Origin of the sequence: Streptomyces sp. DT190 (assembly GCF_049846985.1) — a bacterium.
Taxonomy (GTDB): domain Bacteria; phylum Actinomycetota; class Actinomycetes; order Streptomycetales; family Streptomycetaceae; genus Streptomyces.
This window is the reverse complement of the sequence record NZ_JBNCNM010000013.1, coordinates 208,449-228,434: the sequence shown is the minus strand read 5'-3', so window position 1 is coordinate 228,434 and position 19,986 is coordinate 208,449. Positions and strand designations below refer to the sequence as shown.

Genomic DNA, 19,986 nt, shown 5'->3' with positions numbered 1-19,986 from the left:
TGACGGGTGGATGGTGCGGAACGGCCGGCCGTGCGCCGGCGGTGGGGCGCGGCAAACGGGGCGGGGCGTCACCGGCGGTCCCGGGCGTGGTGGGCGATGTGCCGCAGGGCGTGCGCGAAGTCCTCGGCGACCCGGCGCACGGTGTCGGTGGAGTGCAGGGCGGGCCGGTGGTGCCAGGTGAAGGACAGCCGGCCCCGCTGGACCGCGCCGACGATCTCCAGCGGGTGTGAGCCGCTGTCGCGCGGGTCGTGGTGGCGGCCGAAGGAGCCGTGCTCGGCGCGTACCAGGCCCTCGCCGGGGCTGTCGGGACGGGCGTCCCACTGGCCGAGGTAGTTGAAGACGACCTGTCCGTGTGCGGCGCGGCCGAGGCGTTCGCGCACCTCGGGCGGGCCGAAGGTGCGCAGCGCGCCGAAGCCGAGCCCGTTGCCGGGTACGGCGCGCAGTTGGCGGCGTACCGACTTCACCAGGGTCCGCCAGTCACGATCGGGTCCGAGGTCGGCGGGTTCGGGGATGTGGAGGGCGACGGGGTGGACGGTGGTGAACCAGCCGACCGTGCGGGTCAGGTCGACGTCGTCGAGGACGTCCTCGCGGCCGTGTCCTTCCAGGTCCAGACGGACCTCCTCGCGGCCGCTCCAGCGGGCCAGGGCGAGGGCGAGGGCGGCGAGCAGCACGTCGTTGACACGGGTGCGGTAGGCGGTCGGCGCGGCGCGCAGCAGCGCCTCGGTTTCGGCCTCGCCCAGTTCGACGGTGAGCGTGTCGGCTGCGCCCGTGTCGGGCCCGGTCGGTGTCTCGGCCGGGAGGGGCTGGGTGTCCACCGCGGCTTCCCAGTAGGGCAGTTCGTGGTCGAGGGCGCCGGCCGCGACATGCGCGGCGAGGCCTCGGGCCCAGTCGCGGAAGGAGGTGGTGCGTTCGCCCAGGGTGACGGGTTCACCGAGGGCGGCCTGCCGGTAGGCGGCCTCCAGGTCGTCGCGCAGGATGCGCCAGGAGACGGCGTCCACCACCAGATGATGGGCGACCAGGAGGAGAAAGGCGGGCCGGTCGGCGGCGCCGGTGAACAGGGCCGCCCGCAGCAGCGGGCCGCGTGCCAGGTCGAAGGCGGTGTGCAGCTCCTCGGCGGTCTGCTCCATCGCCGCGTCGGCCTCGGTCGAGGTCAGTCCGCTGAGGTCGTGGCGGGCCAGGAGCCGGTCGCGGTCGGTGTCGGCCACCGGCGGGTTGAACTGGCGCCAGCCTTCCTGATCCGTTGTGAAGCGCATGCGCAGAGCGTCGTGGTGGTCGAGCAGGGCGTCGAGGGCCGCTTCCAGGGCGGCGGCGTCCACGCCGGAGGCCAGTTCCACCAGCAGGGACTGGTTGAAGTGCGAGTGGCTGGCGCGCGGGCTGGTCAGGAACCAGTGCTGGATGGGGGTGAGCGGCACGTCTCCGCTCACCGCTTCGTGCCGGGTGTGCCGCGGCGCGGTGGTGACGACGCCGGCCAGCTCCGCGACGGTCTGATGGGTGAAAAGGTCACGGGTGGTCACGTGCAGGCCGTCGCGCCGCAGCCGTGAGACGACCTGCATGCTGAGGATCGAATCGCCGCCGAGGTGGAAGAAGTTGTCGTGCGCCCCGACGTCGGCCACACCGAGGACATCGGCCCAGATGCGGGCGATGCGGTGCTCGGTGTCGGTGCGCGGCGGCGTGTGCGGTCCGGTGGCGGTGTGGGTGGGGCCCGGTTCGGGCAGCGCACCCCGGTCCGTCTTGCCGTTCGGGGTGAGCGGCAGGTGGGCCAGCGGCACGAACGCAGAGGGGATCATGTGCGGTGGGAGCAGCCCGGCCAGGTGGTCGCGCAGCTCGGTGCCCGGGAGTGACTCCGAGGAGCCCCCGGCGGGCACGACGTAGGCGACCAGCCGTCCGCCGGAACGGCCCTGCGGGTCGTTGCCGGCGCCGCGTACGGTGACCACCGCGTCGCGCACGAGCGGGCTGGTGCGCAGCGCGTTCTCGATCTCTCCGGGTTCGATGCGGAAGCCGCGCAGTTTCACCTGCTCGTCGGCGCGTCCGACGAAGCGCAGTTCGCCGCCGGCGTCCCAGCGGGCCAGGTCGCCGGTGCGGTACATGCGCTCTCCGGGGGCGCCGAACGGATCGGCCACGAAGCGGGACGCGGTCAGGCCGGGCCGGTCGAGGTAGCCGCGGGCCAGTCCGGGTCCGGACACGTGGAGTTCGCCGGTGACACCGGGCGGGACGGGGCGCAGGGCGGCGTCGAGCAGGTGGACGCGGGTGGCGCCGGCGGGACGCCCGATGGGCGGGGCTCCCGTGCCCGGCGCGAGCGGGCCGGTCCAGGTGGTGACGACGGTGGCCTCGGTCGGACCGTACGAGTTGATCATCCGCCGGCCGGGGGCCCACCGTTCGACGAGGTGCGCGGGGCAGGCCTCGGCTCCGACGATGAGGGTGCGCAGGTGCGGCAGGGCGTCGGCGGTCTCGGGAGCGACCGTCGCGAGGGCCGCGGGCGGGATCAGCGTGTGGCTGACGCGTCGCTCGGCGAGGGCCTGGGCGAGGCGCTCGCCGATGAGAGGCCCTTCCTCCCCCGTGACCAGGGTGGCTCCGCTGAGCAGGGACACGCACAGCTCGAGTACGGAGGCGTCGAAGCTGGGTGAGGCGAACTGGAGGACCCGGTCGCCCGGGCCGGCGTCGTAGCGGTCGGCGGCTGCCGCGGCGAAGGCGGCGAGGCCGCGGTGCGTCACCGCCACCCCCTTCGGCGTGCCCGTGGAGCCGGACGTGTAGATCACGTACGCCGGGTGGTCGACGGTCAGCGCCGCCGTGCGGTCGGCGTCCGTGGGGGCGGTGTCCGGGCCGTCCGCGTCCCACACGGCGGCGGGCTCGTCCAGGACGAGGCAGGCGCTCGCGTCGCGCAGCATGAACTCCCGGCGCTGTTCGGGGTAGTCCGGGTCGACGGGCAGGAAGGCGCCGCCGGCCTTGGTGACGGCGATCTGCGCGACGACCGTCTCGGCGCTGCGGGGCAGGGCCAGCGCCACGATCCGCTCGGGTCCCACGCCCCGGGCGATGAGGCGGTGCGCCAGCCGGTTGGCGGCGCGTTCGACGTGCGCGTAGGTCAGCTCGCGGCCGTCGGCGTCGGCGAGGGCCACGGCGTCGGGGGTGCGGGCGGCCTGTCGCTCGAACAGCTCGGGCAGGGTCGCCGCCGGGACGGGGCGGGCGATGCCCCGGCCCTGGTCGAGAACGGTCTTGAGCGTCTCGTCGGTCGCGAGGGGCAGGGCGCCCACGGGCCGGTCGGGGTCGTCGGCGACGGCGGTCAGGAGGGTGGCGAGCTGGTCGGCCATGCGTTCGGCGGTGGCCGCGTCGAACAGGTCGGTGTTGTAGGTGAGGACGCCGTGCAGTTCGCCGGTGCCGGTCTCGGCGAACTCCAGGGTGAGGTCGAACGCGGCGTGCCGCAGCTCGGTGTCGACGTCGGTGACTTCGATGCCGGGCAGGTCGAGGGTGGCGGCGGGAGCGTTCTGGAGGACCACCATGACCTGGAACAAGGGGGTGCGGCTGGTGTCGCGGACCGGCTGCACCTCGTCCACCACCTGCTCGAACGGCGCCTCCTGGTGGGTGAAGGCGTCGAGGACGGTGCCGCGGACCTCGCTGAGGAACTCGGTGAAGGGGCGGCCGGGTTCGACGCGGGAGCGCAGGACGAGGGTGTTGACGAAGAATCCGACGAGGTGCTGGGTCTCGGCGCGATCGCGGCCGGACGTGACCGTGCCGACGGTGATGTCCTCACCGCCGGTCAGCCGTGCCAGGTAGGCCTGGGCGGTGGCGACCAGCGTGGTGAAGAGGGTGGTCTGCCGGTCCCGGCCCACCCTGGCGAGGCGGCGGGTCGTGTCGCGGGGCAGGGCGAGGCGGACCGTGGCGCCGTGGTGGGTGCGCACCGCCGGACGGGGCCGGTCGGTGGGCAGGTCGAGCGTCTCCAGCCCGGCCAGGTGCGTCTTCCAGTACGTGAGGTGGTCGTCCGTGCCGCGCCCGCGCTGCCAGTGGGCGTAGTCGGCGTACTGCACCGGCAGCGGCGGCAACGTACCCGTCCGCGCACCGAGTTCGGCGCGGTAGAAGTGGGCGAGGTCTCCGGTGAGCACGCCCGTGGACCAGCCGTCGGTGACGATGTGGTGCAGGGCGAGCGTCAGGACGTGCTCGTCGTCCGCGAGCCTGATCAGCCCCGTGTGCAGGAGCGGGCCGCGCCGCAGGTCGAAGGTGCGGGCGCGTTCGGCCTCCAGCAGGTCCGCCAGCCGGGCGTCGCGTTCGCTGCCCGCGAGCGCCGACACGTCGTGCAGGGTCAGCGGTACGTCCCGCGCGGGGTGGACGATCTGCACGCCGCGGCCGTCCACCGCGTCGAAGGTGGTGCGCAGCGCCTCGTGCCGCTCGACCAGGGCGCGCAGGGCCGCGGTGAGGGCGGGCACGTCGAGCCGGCCGCGCAGCCGCAGGGCCAGCGCGGTGACGTACTCTCCGCTGCCCGGCGCGAACTCCTCCAGGAACCACAGGCGTTGCTGGGCGTACGACATCGGGGCGGGCGTGTCGCGGGTGGCCGGGACGATCGCGGTGGGCGTGGCGTCACCGGGGCGTTCCTCGGTGAGCAGGGCGGCGAGGGCGGCGGGGGTGGGGTGCGTGAACACCGCACGTGGGGACAGGTCGGTGCCGAACGCCTCCGACAGGCGGACGGCCAGCCGGATGCTGAGGATGGAGTCGCCGCCCAGCTGGAAGAAGTCGTCCCCCACGCCGGGGCACGGCCCGGGGAGGATGTCGGCGAAGATCTGCACCGTGCGCCGCTCGGCGTCGGTGCGCGGACCGGCCGGTGTGCCCCGCCGGTCGCCGCTCGTGGGTTCGGGCGCGGGGAGCGAGGCCCGGTCGACCTTGCCGTTGCGGCTGAGCGGCAGGGCGGGCAGGGCCACGAACGCCGACGGGACGAGGTAGTCCGGCAGTGAGCGCCGGGCGAACTCCCGCAGATCCGCGGTGTCCTGGGTGCCGACGACGTAGGCCACCAGGCGGCGGCTGCCGGGCACGTCCTCACGGGCGAGGACCGTCACGTCGGTGACGCGGGGGTGCGCCGCGAGGACCGCCTCGACCTCGCCCGGTTCGACGCGGAAGCCGCGGATCTTCACCTGGTCGTCGGCGCGGCCCATGAACTCCACGGTGCCGTCGGGGCGACGGCGGGCCAGGTCGCCGGTGCGGTACATGCGGGTGCCGGGCGGGCCTGCGGGGTCGGCGAGGAAGCGGGCGGCGGTGTCGCCGGGACGGCCCAGGTAGCCGCGTGCCACGCCCTCGCCGGCGATGTACAGCTCGCCGGCGCAGCCCGGCGGCACGGGACGCAGCCTGCCGTCGAGGACGTGCGCGCGAAGGTCGTCGAGCGGGTGTCCGATGGGCACGGTGTCGGGGACGGCCGTCGGGTCGACGAGCGCGAAGGACGTCGCGAACGTCGTCGTCTCGGTGGGCCCGTAGCCGTCCACGACGGTCAGGCCGGGGCAGGCCGCCAGGACGCGGCGGACGGCCGCGGCGGGTACGACGTCGCCGCCGGTCCACACCTGGCGCAGACCGGTGAAGCAGTCCGGTGCGTCCTGCGCCAGCAGCCGGAAGAGGCCGGCGGTCAGCCACAGGGCGCTCAGACCGCCGTCGCGGACCAGGCCGCGCAGCAGTGCCGCGTCCAGCGGCCGCGGGGGTGCCACGACGACACAGCCGCCGGTGAGCAGGGGCGCCCACACCTCGAACGTGGCGGCGTCGAAGGCCACCGGGGAGTGCAGCAACACCCGTTCGCACACCGCGCCGGTGAAGCGGCTGTCGGTGGCGAGGGCGGCCACGTCACGGTGGCGTACCGCGACTGCCTTGGGTTCGCCGGTCGACCCGGAGGTGAACATCACGTACGCGAGCCGCTCGGGGTCCGCCGGTACGGAAACGGGCGCGCCCGGTACGGCGGTGCGCGTCGCGGCGACGTCCTCGGCGGTCAACCGGGCCGTCGCGCCCGCCCGCCGGATCAGCGTGCGGCGCCGGTCCTCGGGGGCGCGGACGTCCACGGGGACGTAGGCGCCGCCCGCTTTGAGGACGGCGAGCTGGGCGACGACGAGTTCGGCGCCGCGGTCCATCAGCAGCGCCACCCGGTCCTCGGCCCGCAGTCCTTCGGCGAGGAGGTGGGAGGCCACGGCATCGGACCAGTCGTCGAGGTGACGGTAGGTCAGCTCGGTGCCGCCCTCGCGCAGCGCGGGCGCTTCGGGCGTGCGGTGGGCCTGCTCGGTGAACAGGTCGACGGGGCTGCGCGGCATGGTCCGCCGGGAGGTGGTGTTCCACCGCCGCAGCAGGGCGCGGTCGTCCTGGGTCAGCGGTTGCAGGCCGGTGACGTCGGCGTCGGTCTCCAGGGCGTCGGCGAGGGCGCGCAGGACGACCGCGAGGCGGTCCGCGAGGCGTTCGGCGGTGTCCGGGTCGAACAACCGGGCGTCGTAGGCGAGGTCGATGCCGAGGCGGTCGCCGAGGTGGGCGCGCAGGCACAGCGGGAAGGTCGGCGCGTCCTCGGCGTGCACCTCCTCGATCCGTACACCCGTGCGGGCTGTGGCGGACTCGTCGACGGGGTAGTTCTCGAACACCACCATGCTGTCGAAGAGCGCCTCGCCCGCCGGTGTCTCGCTCAGCGCCTGGATGCGGGGCAGGGCGAGGAAGTCGAAGCGCCGGGTGTCGCTCTGCCGCTCCTGCACCTCCCGCAGCCAGGACGCCGCTCCCCCGCCCGGGATCCGGACGCGGGTGGGCACGGTGTTGATGAACATGCCGATCATCGCCTCCACGCCGGGCAGTTCGGCCGGGCGCCCGGAGACCGTGGTGCCGAACACGACGTCGTCGCGGCCGCTGTGGCGGGCCAGCAGCAGCGCCCAGGCACCTTCGATCACGGTGTTCACCGTGATCCCGGCCCGGGCCGCGGTGCGCCGCAGCCGCGCCGACAGGTGTTCGTCCAGGTGCCGTCGCGCCAGGGCGGTGGCGCGGGCGCGGTGCTCCTCGGCCGGCGTGCGGTCGTACGGCAGCGGGGTGCGGGCGGGGAACCCGGCGAGGGTCTCGGTCCAGTGGGCCTCGGCGGCGGTCTCGTCCTGGTCGTGCAGCCAGCGCAGGAAGTCGGCGAACGGGCGCCGGACGGGGGCGGGGGCCTCTCGGCCTGCGGTGAGCGCGGCGTAGCGCTCGCACACCTCGGTCAGGAGCTGCCCGGTGCTCCAGCCGTCCAGGATCAGGTGGTGGGAGGACCACAGCAGCCAGATCTCGTCACCGGGAAGCGTGGCCAGGGTGAGGCGGGTGAGCGGTGCGGTGGTCGGGTCCATGCCCGCCGCGCGGTCGGCGGCCAGCAGTTCCTCCGTGGCCGCCGTGCACTCCTCGGGCGTCAGACCTCGCCAGTCCAGGTGGGTGACGGGCAGCCGCACGCGCCGGTGCACGACCTGCACGGGGTGCGGCAGGCCCTGCCAGTGGACGCTGGTGCGCAGGGCCTCGGTGCGGTCGGCGACCTGCTGCCAGGCAGCGGCGAAGCCCTGCGGGTCGCTCACCCCGGCCAGGCGCACGGCCACCCGGTCGGCGTAGGCGCCCGCCGTGTCCACCAGACCGTGGAAGAGCATGCCGGCCTGCAGCGGCGTCAGCGGCAGGACGTCCTCCACGTGGCGGCCGTCGCCCACGAGGCGGTCCAGCTCGGGCTGGTCGAGCCCGGCCAGCGGGAAGTCGGACGGGGTGCGGCCGCCCGCGTCCGGGCGGCCGCAATGGGCGGCGATCTCGCGCAGCGCCGCGCACATCTCGTCGGCGAGCGACCGAACGGTGGACTCGTCGTAGACGGCCGGCGGGTAGGTCCAGCCGAGTTCGAGCCGGCCGTCCTGGACCACACCGGTGATGTCCAGCAGGTAGGGGCGCGGGGCGTCGGGGTCGGTGTCGGAGCCGGCCGGGGGCAGGGCGGCGCCGTACAGGCCGCCGCTGCCGCCGGCGTCGACGTCCCACCGGCCGTGGTAGTTGAAGCCGATGCGCGGTGCCGGCGCGTCGGCCAGCGGGCTGCCGGGCAGGAGGTGACGCAGCGCACCATGGCTCAGGCCGTGCAGGGGCACCGCGCGCAGCTGTTCCTTGACCGAGCGCAGGGTCTCGTGCCAGCCCGCGTCGGGGTCGACGGTCAGCGCGAGGGGGAATTCGGCGGTGAACCAGCCGACGGTCCGCGACAGGTCCAGGTCGTCGAAGAGGTCCTCGCGGCCGTGACCCTCCACACCGACGAGCACGCTCTCGCGCCCGCACCAGCGGGCCAGGGTACGTCCGAGGGCGCTGAGCAGCACGTCGTTGACCTGGGTGCGATAGGCCTCCGGGACCTGCCGCAGCAGGGCTTCGGTGGTCTTTTGCTCCAGTGACACGGTGACCGTGGCCGCGGTGCCGTGGGTGTTGGGACCCGGCCGGCCGGCGGGCAGGTCGGCGGGGGCCGTCGTGGTGCGCCGCCAGTGGTCGAGGTCGCCGTCCAGGGCGCCGGAGCGGGTGTGGGCCTCCAGCCGGGCCGCCCACTGGCCGAACACGGTGGTGGCCGGGGGCAGTTCGACGGGGTGTCCGGCGGCGGCCTGCCGGTGGGCGGTCTCCAGGTCGGACAACAAGATCCGCCAGGAGACACCGTCGACGACGAGGTGGTGGACGGTGAACAGCAGCTGGGCGGGCAGGCACGGGCCGCGATCGAGGACCAGGACGCGCGCCACACGGCCCTCGGCGGGGTCCAGGGCGGCGCGGGCCTCGTCCGCGAGGCGGGCCGTCTCGGCCTCCAGGGCGGGGCCGTCCAGGCCGGCCACGTCGTGCCGGGTGAGGACGCCGTCCGGAACGCCGTGCAGGACTTCCTGGCGCCAGCCGTCCTCGGTGCGGCGGAAGCGGGTGCGCAGCGCCGGATGGTGACGTACGAGGGCGTCCACCGCGTGGCGCAGGGCGGACAGGCCGGTTCCGGGGGCCAGTTCCAGGCGCTGCGACATGGTGAAGCGCAGCGGGTCACCGGGGGCTCGGCCGTCCAGGTACCAGCGCTGGATGGGTGCGAGCGGCGCCTCGGCGGGGGCGGCGGTGTCGACCGTGACCGGCACCGACTCGCGGACGCTCAGCGCGAGTTCGGCGACGGTCTGGTGTCGGAAGACGTCCTTGGTGGTCAGCACCAGTCCCGCCTGACGGGCCCGGGAGACGATCTGGATGCTGAGGATGGAGTCACCCCCGAGCGCGAAGAAGTTGTCGTGTGCGCCCACCCGTTCGACCCGCAGGACCTCGGCCCAGATCGCGGCCAGCGTCTCCTCGGTCCCGGAGCGGGGCGCCACGTACGCGGCATCGGGCCGGGGCTGCGCGGGCGGCGCGGGCAGGGCACGCCGGTCGGTCTTGCCGCCGGCGGTGCGCGGGATCCGGGTCAGGGGCACGAACGCCGCCGGCACCATGTGGTCGGGCAGGGTGCGCCGCAGCGTGAGGCGCAGTTCGTCGCCGGCCGGGACGGTGCCCCCGGCGGGCACGAGGTAGGCGACGAGCATGAGCCGGTCCAGGTGCTCGCGTGCCGTCACGACGGCTTCGGCCACGTCCGGGTGGGCGAGCAGCGCGGCTTCGACCTCGCCGGGCTCGACGCGGAACCCGCGGATCTTGATCTGCTCGTCGGCGCGGCCCAGGAACTCCAGCAGTCCCCGCTCGTCGCGGCGGGCGCGGTCGCCGGTGCGGTACATCCGCTCCCCCGGTGCGCCGAACGGGTCGGCGAGGAAACGCGCGGCGGTCAGGCCGGGCCGGTGCAGGTAGCCGCGGGCCACCTGCGCGCCGGCGAGGTACAGCTCGCCGGGTGTGCCGGGCGGCACCGGGCGCAGGGCGCCGTCGAGGACGTAGGCGCGCAGGTTGGCGCCGGGCCGCCCGATGACCGGCCGGCCGGGGTGGTCGGCGACCCGCCCGTAGGTGGCGTCGACGGTGCACTCGGTGGGGCCGTACATGTTGTAGGCGGTGACCCCGAGTTCGACGGCGGCGCACAGATCGCGCCAGGTGTCGGGGCCCGTCGCCTCGCCGCCGACGAGCAGGACGCGCGGGTGGTGGCGGCCGGGCGCGAGGAGTCCCGCGGCGAGGAGTTCACGCAGGAAGGACGGGGTGACGTTGACCAGGTCCAGGCGTCGTTCGGTGATCTGTGCGCAGAACGCCTCGGGGTCCCGGCGTACGTCGTCGTCGACGAGGTGGACCTCCTGGCCGAGGGCGAGCAGCAGTGGCCCCTCCCAGGAGGTGTCGAAGGAGAAGGAGGCGCTGAGCGCGGCGCGCAGCCGCCGTCCGTCGGCGGTGTGCGGGGCGAGGAGCCCATCGCGGTGGTCGTGGCAGAGGTTGACCAGATGGCGGTGTTCCACGACGACGCCCTTGGGGCGGCCGGTGGAGCCGGAGGTGTAGACGATGTAGGCGGCGTGGTCGGCAAGCAGCGGGGCCGGGCGGTCGTGGTCGGTGGGGTTGTGCGCGGGCAGCCGGTCCCACGGTGTGTCGCGCAGCGCGTCCGCGGTGAGCACGGTGTGCGGGGCGGTGTCCGCGAGGAGTCCGGCGGTGCGTTCGGCGGGCAGGTCGGGGTCGAGGTAGAGCAGGGTGGCGCCCGCCTTGGCGACGGCGAGGACCGCCGCCATGAGGCCCGACGTGCGCGGCAGCCGTACGGCGATCACCCGCTCGGGGCCGGCGCCCAGGGCCAGCAGGTGGTGGGCGAGCCGGTTCGCACGCTCGTTCAGGGCGGCGAAGTCGAGGGTGGCGTCCCGGGCCACCAGCGCGGTGGCGTGCGGGGTGCGGGCGGCCTGTGCCTCGAACAGCGCGGGGAAGGTGGTGTCCGGGACGGTGAGGCGCGGTCCCTGCCCGTCGTGCAGCACCCGCCGCTGTTCGTCGGCGGTCATCAGCTCCAGCGCCCGTACGTCCCGGTCAGGGTCCCGCACCGCCGCTTCCAGCAGCAGCCGCAGGCGGGCGGCAAGGCGGCGGACGGTGTCCTCGTCGAACAGGCCGGTGTTGTACTCCAGGTGGCCGGTGACGCCGCCGTCGCTCTCCACGAAGTCGAAGGCCAGGTCGAAGGTGGCGTGCCGGACCGGCGGCAGGACCGGTTCGGCGTCCAGGCCCGGCAGTGCGGGTGCTTTCGCACCCAGGTTGTGCAGGGCGACCATGACCTGGAACAGGGGGGTGCGGCTGGTGTCCCGTTCGGGCTGGAGGGCGTCCACGAGCTGTTCGAAGGGCACGTCCTGGTGGGCGAACGCGTCCAGGACGGTTTCGCGCACCTGTTCCAGCAGGACGCGGAACGACATGCCGGGGCGCACCGGATTGCGCAGGACGAGGGTGTTGACGAACATGCCGACGACGTCGTGCAGTTCGGGACGCTCGCGGCCGGCGGTGACGGTGCCGACGGCGAAGTCGTCCTGGTCGGCCCAGCGGGACAGCAGGACCGTGCAGGCTGTCAGCAGGGTCATGTACAGGGTGGCGTCCGCCTCCCGGCCCCGCTCGCGCAGCCGGTCGGTCAGCTCGGCGGGCAGGGTGAAGGTCACGAGCGCGCCGTCGCGGGTGCGTACGGCGGGACGCGGCCGGTCGGTCGGCAGCTCCAGGGGCGGCACACCGTCCAGCCTCTCGCGCCAGTGGGCGAGTTGGCGCTCGGCCTGTTCGGTGCGGGCACGCTGCCAGGCGGCGTGGTCGGCGTACCGGACGGGCAGTCGGGGGAGTTCGGGGTGGCGGCTCTCGGTGGCGGCCGCGTACAGCTCGCCCAGGTCCCGGCCGAGGACGCCGAGCGACCAGCCGTCGGTCACGATGTGGTGGACGGCGAGGGCCAGCACATGCTCGTCGTCCGCCGTGCGGGCCAGGCGGGCGCGCAGCAGCGGCCCGGCTGCCAGATCGAAGGGCGTGGCGGCCTCGCGCTCCAGCAGTTCCGCCGCTGCGGCTCGCGGATCGGACGCGGGGGTGAGGTCGTCCACGACGAGGGCGGCCGGATGCGGTGGGTGCACCACCTGCCGGGGCTGCCCGTCCTGTTCGGTGAAGGTGGTGCGCAGGGCCTCGTGGCGGGCGACGAGTCCGTCCAGGGCGGTGCGCAGGGCCCGCTCGTCGAGCGGGCCGCGCAGGCGCAGCACGGACAGCGTCGTGTATTCAGTGCTGCCGGGCTCGAACCGGTCGAGGAACCACAGGCGTTGCTGGGCGTACGACAGGGGCGCCGGAGTCTGCGGGGCGGTCGCCGGGATCGCGTCGGCGGGCGGCGCGGAGGGCTCACCGGCCGGTTCGCCCAGTACGGCGGCGAGCGCGGACAGCGTGCTGTGGGTGAACAGCAGGCGCGGGGAGACGTCCGGGCCGAACGCGGCGCGCAGCCGGGCGATGACACGGACGGCGAGGATGGAGTCGCCGCCGAGCGCGAAGAAGTCGTCCCCGGCGTACACCTCGTCGACCCCGAGGACCTCCGACCAGGCGGCGGCGACGGCCTGTTCGGCGGGGGTGCGCGGTGCGGTCCGTTCGGTGTCGGCGGCGTAGCCGTCCGCCGTGGGGGCGGGCAGGGCGCGCCGGTCGAGCTTGCCGTTGACGGTGAGCGGGAGGGCGTCCATCGGGACGTAGGCGGCCGGCACCATGTGGGCCGGCAGCAGCCGTTCCAGGTGGGCGCGCAGCTCGGCCGCCGAGGGTGTGGCGCCGCCGGTGCCGACGACGTGCGCCACGAGGCGCCGGGTGCCGGAGGCGTCCTCGAACACGCCGACGGCGGCGTCGGCGACCCCGGGGTGGGTGTGCAGGGCGGCCTCGATCTCGCCGGGCTCGATGCGGTAGCCGCGGATCTTCACCTGGGCGTCCGCGCGGCCCAGGTACTCCAGGGTGCCGTCGGGCCGCCACTTCGCCCGGTCGCCGGTGCGGTACATGCGGCTGCCGGCCGGGCCGAACGGGTCGGCGAGGAAACGGGTGGCGGTCAGGCCGGGGCGGCCCAGGTAGCCGCGGGCCAGGCCCTCTCCCGCCACGTACAGTTCACCGGTCGCCCCCGGCGGCACGGGTGCCAGATCCGCGTCGAGCACGTACACCCGCAGGTCCGGGATGGCCACGCCGATGGGGCTGACGGGGCCGCTCGCCGCGGTGGCGGGGTCGAGCGGGGCGTGGGTGACGTGCACGGTGGTCTCGGTGATGCCGTACATGTTCACCAGGCGCGGCGCGTCGGCCGGGTGGCGGGCCCACCAGTCGGCGAGCCGGCCGACGTCGAGGGCCTCACCGCCGAAGATCACGGTGCGCAGGACGAGGCGGGCACTGGTGTCGGGGTGTTCGGCGTCGGCGCGGACGAGCGGGTAGAACGCGGACGGCGTCTGGTTGAGAACGGTGACCCCTTCGTCGGCCAGCAGCCGCAGGAAGTCCTCCGGCGAGCGGGCGGTCTCGTCGGGCACGACGACGAGCCGGCCGCCGTGCAGCAGCGGGCCCCACAGCTCCCACACGGAGAAGTCGAACGCGTAGGAGTGGAACAGCGTCCACACGTCGTCCGGGCCGAAGCCGAACCACGGGCGGGTGCGGGTGAACAGCCGCACCACGTTGGCGTGCGGGATCACCACGCCCTTGGGCCGGCCGGTGGAGCCGGAGGTGTAGATGGCGTAGGCGGGGCTCTCCGGCAGGGGGCGGTGGGCCGGGTGGGGTCCCGCGGCCGGGCGCCGGGCGAGGTCGGCCTCCTCGTCCGGGGCGTCGAGGAGGACCACGGGCACACCGGTGCCGTCGACACGGGCCGCGGTGTCGCGGGTGGTCACCAGGGTCACCGGGGTGGCGTCGGCGAGGAGGTGGGCGATGCGTTCGGCGGGCGAGTTGGGGTCGATCGGCAGGTAGGCGGCGCCGGCCTTCAGGACGGCCAGGATCGCCACGATCTGTTCGGTGGAGCGGGACAGGGCGAGGGCGACGAACCGCTCGGGTCCGGCGCCGAGTTCGGCGAGCCGGTGGGCGAGGCGGCCGGCGCGGGCGTCGAGGGTCGCGTAGTCGAGGTGCTCGGTTCCGCAGGTGACGGCGATGGCGCCGGGGGTGCGGGCGGCTTGCGCCTCGAACAGGTCCACCAGCGTGTCGGCGGGGCGGCCGCTACCGGCGCCGTTCCAGTCGGTGAGCATGCGGCGGCGTTCCCCGGCCGTCGTCCAGGGCAGGGTGCGCAGCGGCCGGTCGATGCCGTCGGCCAGCCCGGTGAGCAGCAGGCACAGCCGGCCGGCGAGCGCGCGGACGGTCGCGGCGTCGAACAGGGCCGGGTCGTAGGCGAGGTCGAAGCCGAGGCGTTCACCGTGGTAGGCGCGCAGGACGAGCGGGTAGTTGGTGGCGTCGCGGGAGGTCACCTCGGCCAGCCGGATCCCGGAGCCGGCCGTGCGGGCCTCGTCGAAGGGGTAGTTCTCGAAGGCGACCATGCTGTGGAAGAGCGGGCTGCCGGACGGCACGTCGCTCAGCCGGGTCAGCTCGGCGAGCGACACGGCGGCGAATCGTCTCGACTCGGCCTGCGCGTCCTGGAGTCGGCGCAGCCAGGCCCCGGCCGGGCGCGCGGCGTCGACGCGGACGCGGGTGGGCACGGTGTTGATGAACATGCCGACCATCGACTCGACGCCGGGCAGGTCGTCGGGCCGTCCGGAGACGGTGGTGCCGAACACGACGTCGTCCTGAGCGGCGTAGCGAGCCAGCAGGAGGGCCCAGGCGCCCTGCAGGACCGTGCTGAGGGTGAGTCCGGCTTCGCGGGCGGTGCGCGCGAGGCGGGCCGACGTCTCCTGGTCCAGGCCGGCCGTGTGCACATCGGCGGAGCGGGCCTGGTGGGCTTCGCGCAGGGGGCGGTCGGCGGGCAGCGGGGTGGGTTCGGCGAAGGCGGCGAGGACACCCTGCCAGTGGGTGCGTGCGGCGTCCGGGTCCTGGTCGGCGAGCCAGTGCACGTAGTCGCCGAATGGGCGCCGCAGCGGCGGCCGGAACTCCGTGCCCGCGGTGAGCGCCGCGTACTCCTCGCACACCTCGGTCAGCACCTGGGCGAGGCTCCAGCCGTCCAGGATGAGGTGGTGGGAGGTCCACAGCAGGTGCAGCCGGGCGTCGGGCAGCCGGACCAGGGTCAGCCGCATCAGGGGCGCCGCGGCGAGGTCGATGCCCTGCGCGAGGTCGTCGTCACGCAGCCGGGCCAGACGCTCGGCGCGTTCCTCTTCGTCCAGGCCGCGCCAGTCGAGCTGAGTGACGGGAACCCGTACGTCGCGGCGCACGACCTGGAGGGGCACCGGGACGTCCTCCCAGACCACGCAGGTACGCAGGGCGGGCGTGCGGTCGGTGACTCGTTGCCAGGCGACGGCGAGGGCGTGCGGGTCCGCGACGCCGTCCAGCAGCAGGCCCGCCTGGTCGACGTAGACGTCGTCGGGGCCGCCGACCAGCCGGTGGAAGAGCATGCCCTCCTGCAACGGGGTCAGGGGCAGCAGGTCCTCCACCTCCCGGCCGTCGCCGACGAGCCGGTCCAGACGGTCCTGGTCGAGGCGGGCCAGCGGGAAGTCGGACGGGGTGCGGCCGCCCGCGCCGGGACGGGCGCAGTGCTCGGTGATCGCGGCGAGCGCGCGGGTCATGCGGTCGGCCAGGTCGCGAACGGTGTGCTCGTCGTGCACCTGGTCGCTGTAGTGCCAGGTGATCCGCAGTTCGCCGTCGGTGACCACGGCGGAGACGTCCAGCAGGTGGTCCAGCGGTGCGTCCGGGGCGATGTCACGGCCGGGTGCCTCGCCGGCCGGGGCGAAGTCGCCGCCGTCGGGGGCCTCCCACTGGCCGTGGTAGTTGAAGCTGATCTGCGGCAGCGGCACCTCCGCCAGGGCGCGGGCGGCCGGGTCGGGCGAGCCGAGACGGGCCAGGGCCTCGTAGCTCAGGCCGTGCCGGGGCACGGCTCGCAGCCGCTCCTTCACGGCCTTCAGGGTGGCGCCCCAGTCGGGCGCCGCGGAGGGTCCTGCGGGAGCGAGGGTGACGGGGTGCTGGGCGGTGAACCAGCCCACCGTGCGGGACAGGTCCAGCGTGTCGTCCTCGCGGCCGTGGCCCTCCAGCAGGACGGTCACCCGCTCGGCGCCCGTCCAGTCGGCGAGGACCCGGCTCAGCGCGCCGAGCAGAACGTCGTTGACCTGGGTGCGGTAGACCGCGGGCACCCGGCGCAGCAGGGCCTCGGTGGTGGCGCGGTCCACGCGGGTGCCGAGGGTGCGCACCGAGCCGGCCGACGGGGTGCCCGGGCGGTCCACGGGCAGTGGCGTACGGGGCTCGGCGGCCTCGGCCGTCCAGTGCGGCAGGTCGGCGTCGAGGTCACCGGCGCGCACCCGGCGCGTGAGGTGCGCGGCCCAGTCGGTGAACGGGGTGGGGACGGCCTCCAGCCGGACCGTCTCGCCCCGGTTCGCCTGCCGGTAGGCCTCGGCGAGGTCGGTGAGCAGGATGCGCCAGGAGACGCTGTCCACCGCCAGGTGGTGTGCCGTGACCAAGAGTTGGGGGCGCTCACCGGATCGGGTCAGCAGGGCGGCGCGCAGCAGGGCGCCGGTCTCCGGGTCGAGTGCGGCGCGGGCGGCCCCGGCGGCCTGTTCGCGCTCTGCCGCCGGGTCTGCGGCGTGGGAGAGGTCGTGGCGGGTGAGCAGGCCGGTGGCCGGTCCCTCGCCGGGGTGCTGGAGCCAGGTGTCCCCCGCGCGGGCGAAGCGGGTGCGCAGCGCCGGATGATGGGCGGCCAGCGCCTCCAGGGCGCGCTCCAGGGCCGGCTCGTCCAGGTCGTGGGGCAGGTCCAGCAGCAGCGACATGCTGAAGTGCCGCAGCGGGCCGTGGGTGGCGAGGAACCACTCCTGTACGGGGGTCAGCGGTGCCGGTCCCCGCTCGGCCGGGCGCCGGGGGGCGGGTACCCGCGCGGTGCGCGCGGACGCGGCGGCGGCGAGGTCGGCGACGGTCTGGTGGCGGAAGACGTCCCGTGAGGTCAGGTGCAGCCCGGCCGCGCGGGCGCGGGAGACGGCCTGGATGCTGAGGATGGAGTCGCCGCCCAGCTCGAAGAAGTTCTCCGTCACGCCGACCCGGCGCGCTCCCAGCACCTCGGCCCAGATACGGGCGAGGGTCTCCTCCTCGGGGGTGCGCGGGGCGACGGACTCCCGCTCCCGACCGCCGCCTTCGACGTCGGGGGCGGGCAGGGCACGCCGGTCGACCTTGCCGCTGACCGTCATCGGCAGGGCGTCGAGGACGGTGAAGGAGGAGGGCACCATGTGGTCCGGCAGCACCCGCCGTACGGCCGCCCGTACGTCGCCCGCGGCGGGCGGCGCGTCGCCGTCGGCGGGGACGAGGTAGGCGGCGAGCCGGACGTGGCCGTGCGGATCGGTGACGGCGACGACCGCGGCGGCGGCGACCTCGGGCAGGTCGGTCAGGGCCGCTTCGACCTCGCCGGGCTCGATGCGGTGGCCGCGCACCTTGACCTGGTCGTCGGCGCGCCCGAGGTAGTCCAGGCGTCCGTCGGTGGTCCAGCGGGCCAGGTCGCCGGTGCGGTACATGCGGGCGCCGGGCGGGCCGAAGGGGTCGGGCAGGAACCGGGCGGCCGTCAGCCCCGGCCGCCCGCCGTAACCGCGCGCCAGTTGCACACCGGCCAGGTACAGCTCTCCGCCGACGCCGGGCGGCACGGGCCGCAGCCGGTCGTCGAGGACGTAGGCGCGCACGTTGGCCAGCGGCCGACCCACGGTCGGCCGGCCGTCGCCCTCGATGCGGCAGGCCAGCGCGTCGACGGTGCACTCGGTGGGGCCGTAGAAGTTGTACGCGGCCACGTCCCGCCGCGCGGCCAGGTCACGCCACAGGGCGGGCCCCACGGCCTCGCCACCGAGCATGAGGACCCGCGGGTGGTGGCGCGGGTCGTCGAGCAGCCCGGCGGGCAGCAGCTGCCGCAGGTAGGTGGGGGTGAGGTCGAGGAAGTCGATGCGGTGTTCGACGACGTACTCGACCAGCGCGGCGGCGTCCAGCCGGGTCGACTCGTCGACCAGGTGCAGCGGATGGCCGTCGGCCATCAGCAGCACGCCCTCCAGCGAGGTGTCGAAGGAGAACGACGCCGTCAGCGCCACCCGCAGCGGCCCGCCGCCCGCCTCGGCGACGAAGCCCTCGCGGTGGCCCGCCAGGAGGTTCGCCGCTGACCGGTGCGTGACGGCCACGCCTTTGGGGCGGCCGGTGGAGCCGGAGGTGTGGATGACGTAGGCGGTGGTGTCGGGGTGCGGTGGGGCGAGCGGGCCACCGGTGGCGTCCCCGGCCTCCCGCAGTGCGGCCTCGTCCAGCACCAGCGCGGGCCGCGCGTCGTCCAGCAGGAACCGCACCCGGTCCTCCGGCAGCGCGGGGTCCAGGGGCAGGTAGCCGGCGCCGGCCTTCCAGACGGCGAGAATCGCCACGATCATGTCGGCGGTGCGCGGCAGTCGCAGGGCGACCAGGCGCTCGGGTCCGGCTCCCCGCGCCGCCAGGTGGCGGGCCAGGCGGTCGGCGCGGGCGTCGAGCGTCGCGTAGTCGAGGCGGACCTCCCCGGCGACGAGGGCGGTGGCGTGCGGAGTGCGGGCCGCCTGCCGGGCGAACAGCTCGGGCAGGGTCTCCTCGGGCACCGGGCGCGCGGTGCCGTTCCAGTCCCGTGTCACCTGTCGCTCCTGCTCGGGCGTGAGGAGCGGCAGGGCGCCGAGGGGCCGGTCGGGATCGGCGGCGGCGCCGTCCAGGGTGCGCAGCAGCTGGTCCGCCATGCGTTCGGCGGTGGCCGCGTCGAACAGGTCGGTGCGGTACTCCAGCAGGCCCGTCAGCCCGTCGCCGTCGGGCACGAACTCGACGCTGAGGTCGAAGGTGGCGGCCCGCCGGGGCACGGCGACCGGGGAGGCGGTCAGGCCGTGCGGGTCGGGTGCGGTGGGCGGCGCCGGGTGCAGCAGGACCATCACGTCGAACAGCGGGTTGCGGCCCGCCTCGCGGGTCGCGCCGACGGCCTCCACCAGCCGTTCGAACGGCGTGTCGCCGTGCGCGAAGGCGTCGTTGACGGTGTCGGCGGCGGCGGTGAGCAGGTGCCGGAAGGTGCCGCTCGTCTCGACACGGGTGCGCAGTGCGACGGTGTTGACGAAGAACCCGACAACCCGCTCCAGGTCGGTCCGTCCGCGCCCGGGGGTGAGCGAGCCGACGGTGATGTCGTCCTGGCCGGACCAGCGGGCCAGCAGGGTCTGGCAGGCGGCGACCAGGGCGGTGAACAGGGTCGTGTGCTGCTCGGCCGCGAGTTGCTTCAGCCGGGCCGTGGTGGCCGCCGGGACGGTGAAGGTGTGCACCGCGCCGGCGCCGGACTCCTCTGCGCGGCGCGGCCGGTCCAGCGGGAGTTCGGGGGCGACCGCTCCCGAGAGTCTCTCCTTCCAGTGCGCCAGCTGACGCTCCAGCCGGGTGCCGGAGAGCTGCTCGCGCTGCCAGACGGCGAAGTCCGGGTACTGCGTGGCCACCGGCGCCAGTGCGGGCCGCGTGCCTCGGGCGAGGGCGTCGTAGGCGGTGCACAGTTCGTCCAGCAGGACACCCATGGACCAGCCGTCGGTGACGATGTGATGGGCCGTCAGCAGCAGGATGTGGGTGTCGGGAGCCTCCCGCAGGAGCAGAGCGCGCAGCAGCGGCCCGGTCTCCAGGTCGAAGGGCCGCTCGTACTCGGCCAGCAGCGCGGCCTCCGGGTCGGCGCCGGCCTCCCCCGTGAGGTCGTGCACGGGCAGCGGGAGCGGCCCGGCCGGGTGGACGGTCTGCGCGGGGGTGCCGTCGTGCTCCTGGAAGGTGGTGCGCAGCGCCTCGTGTCGCGCCACCACGTGCTCCAGTGCGGCGGACAGGGCGGTGTGGTCGAGGGCGCCGGTGAGGCGCAGCGCGACGGCGCTGTTGTAGCGCGGGTCGCCGGGGCGCAGCCGGTCCAGGAACCACAGGCGCTGCTGGGCGAAGGACAGCGGCAGCGGCCGGGTGCGGTCGGCGCGCGGGATGGCCTGCCGGGCGGCACCGGGGGCGCCCGCCCCCGCCCGTCCGGCCAGCCGGCGGCGGAGTGCTTCCTGGAGGTCCTGCGGGAGGGCCTCGGCACGGTTTCGCTTCGAAGACGTCATG

1 protein-coding gene is annotated in these 19,986 nt (G+C 75.1%); it reads right to left on the bottom strand.

Annotated features, from left to right (window positions below):
- Window positions 1–68: 68 nt before the first annotated feature.
- Complete coding sequence (locus ACPXCS_RS23290) at window positions 69–19,985, bottom strand: non-ribosomal peptide synthase/polyketide synthase (protein WP_425948656.1); 19,917 nt, start codon at window positions 19,983–19,985, stop codon at window positions 69–71.
- Window position 19,986 lies beyond the last annotated feature (1 nt).

Bases quoted from the DNA above. Each gene is read 5' to 3' on its own strand.
- ACPXCS_RS23290 (WP_425948656.1), bottom strand. From the start codon at position 19,985: ATGACGTCTTCGAAGCGAAACCGTGCCGAGGCCCTCCCGCAGGACCTC.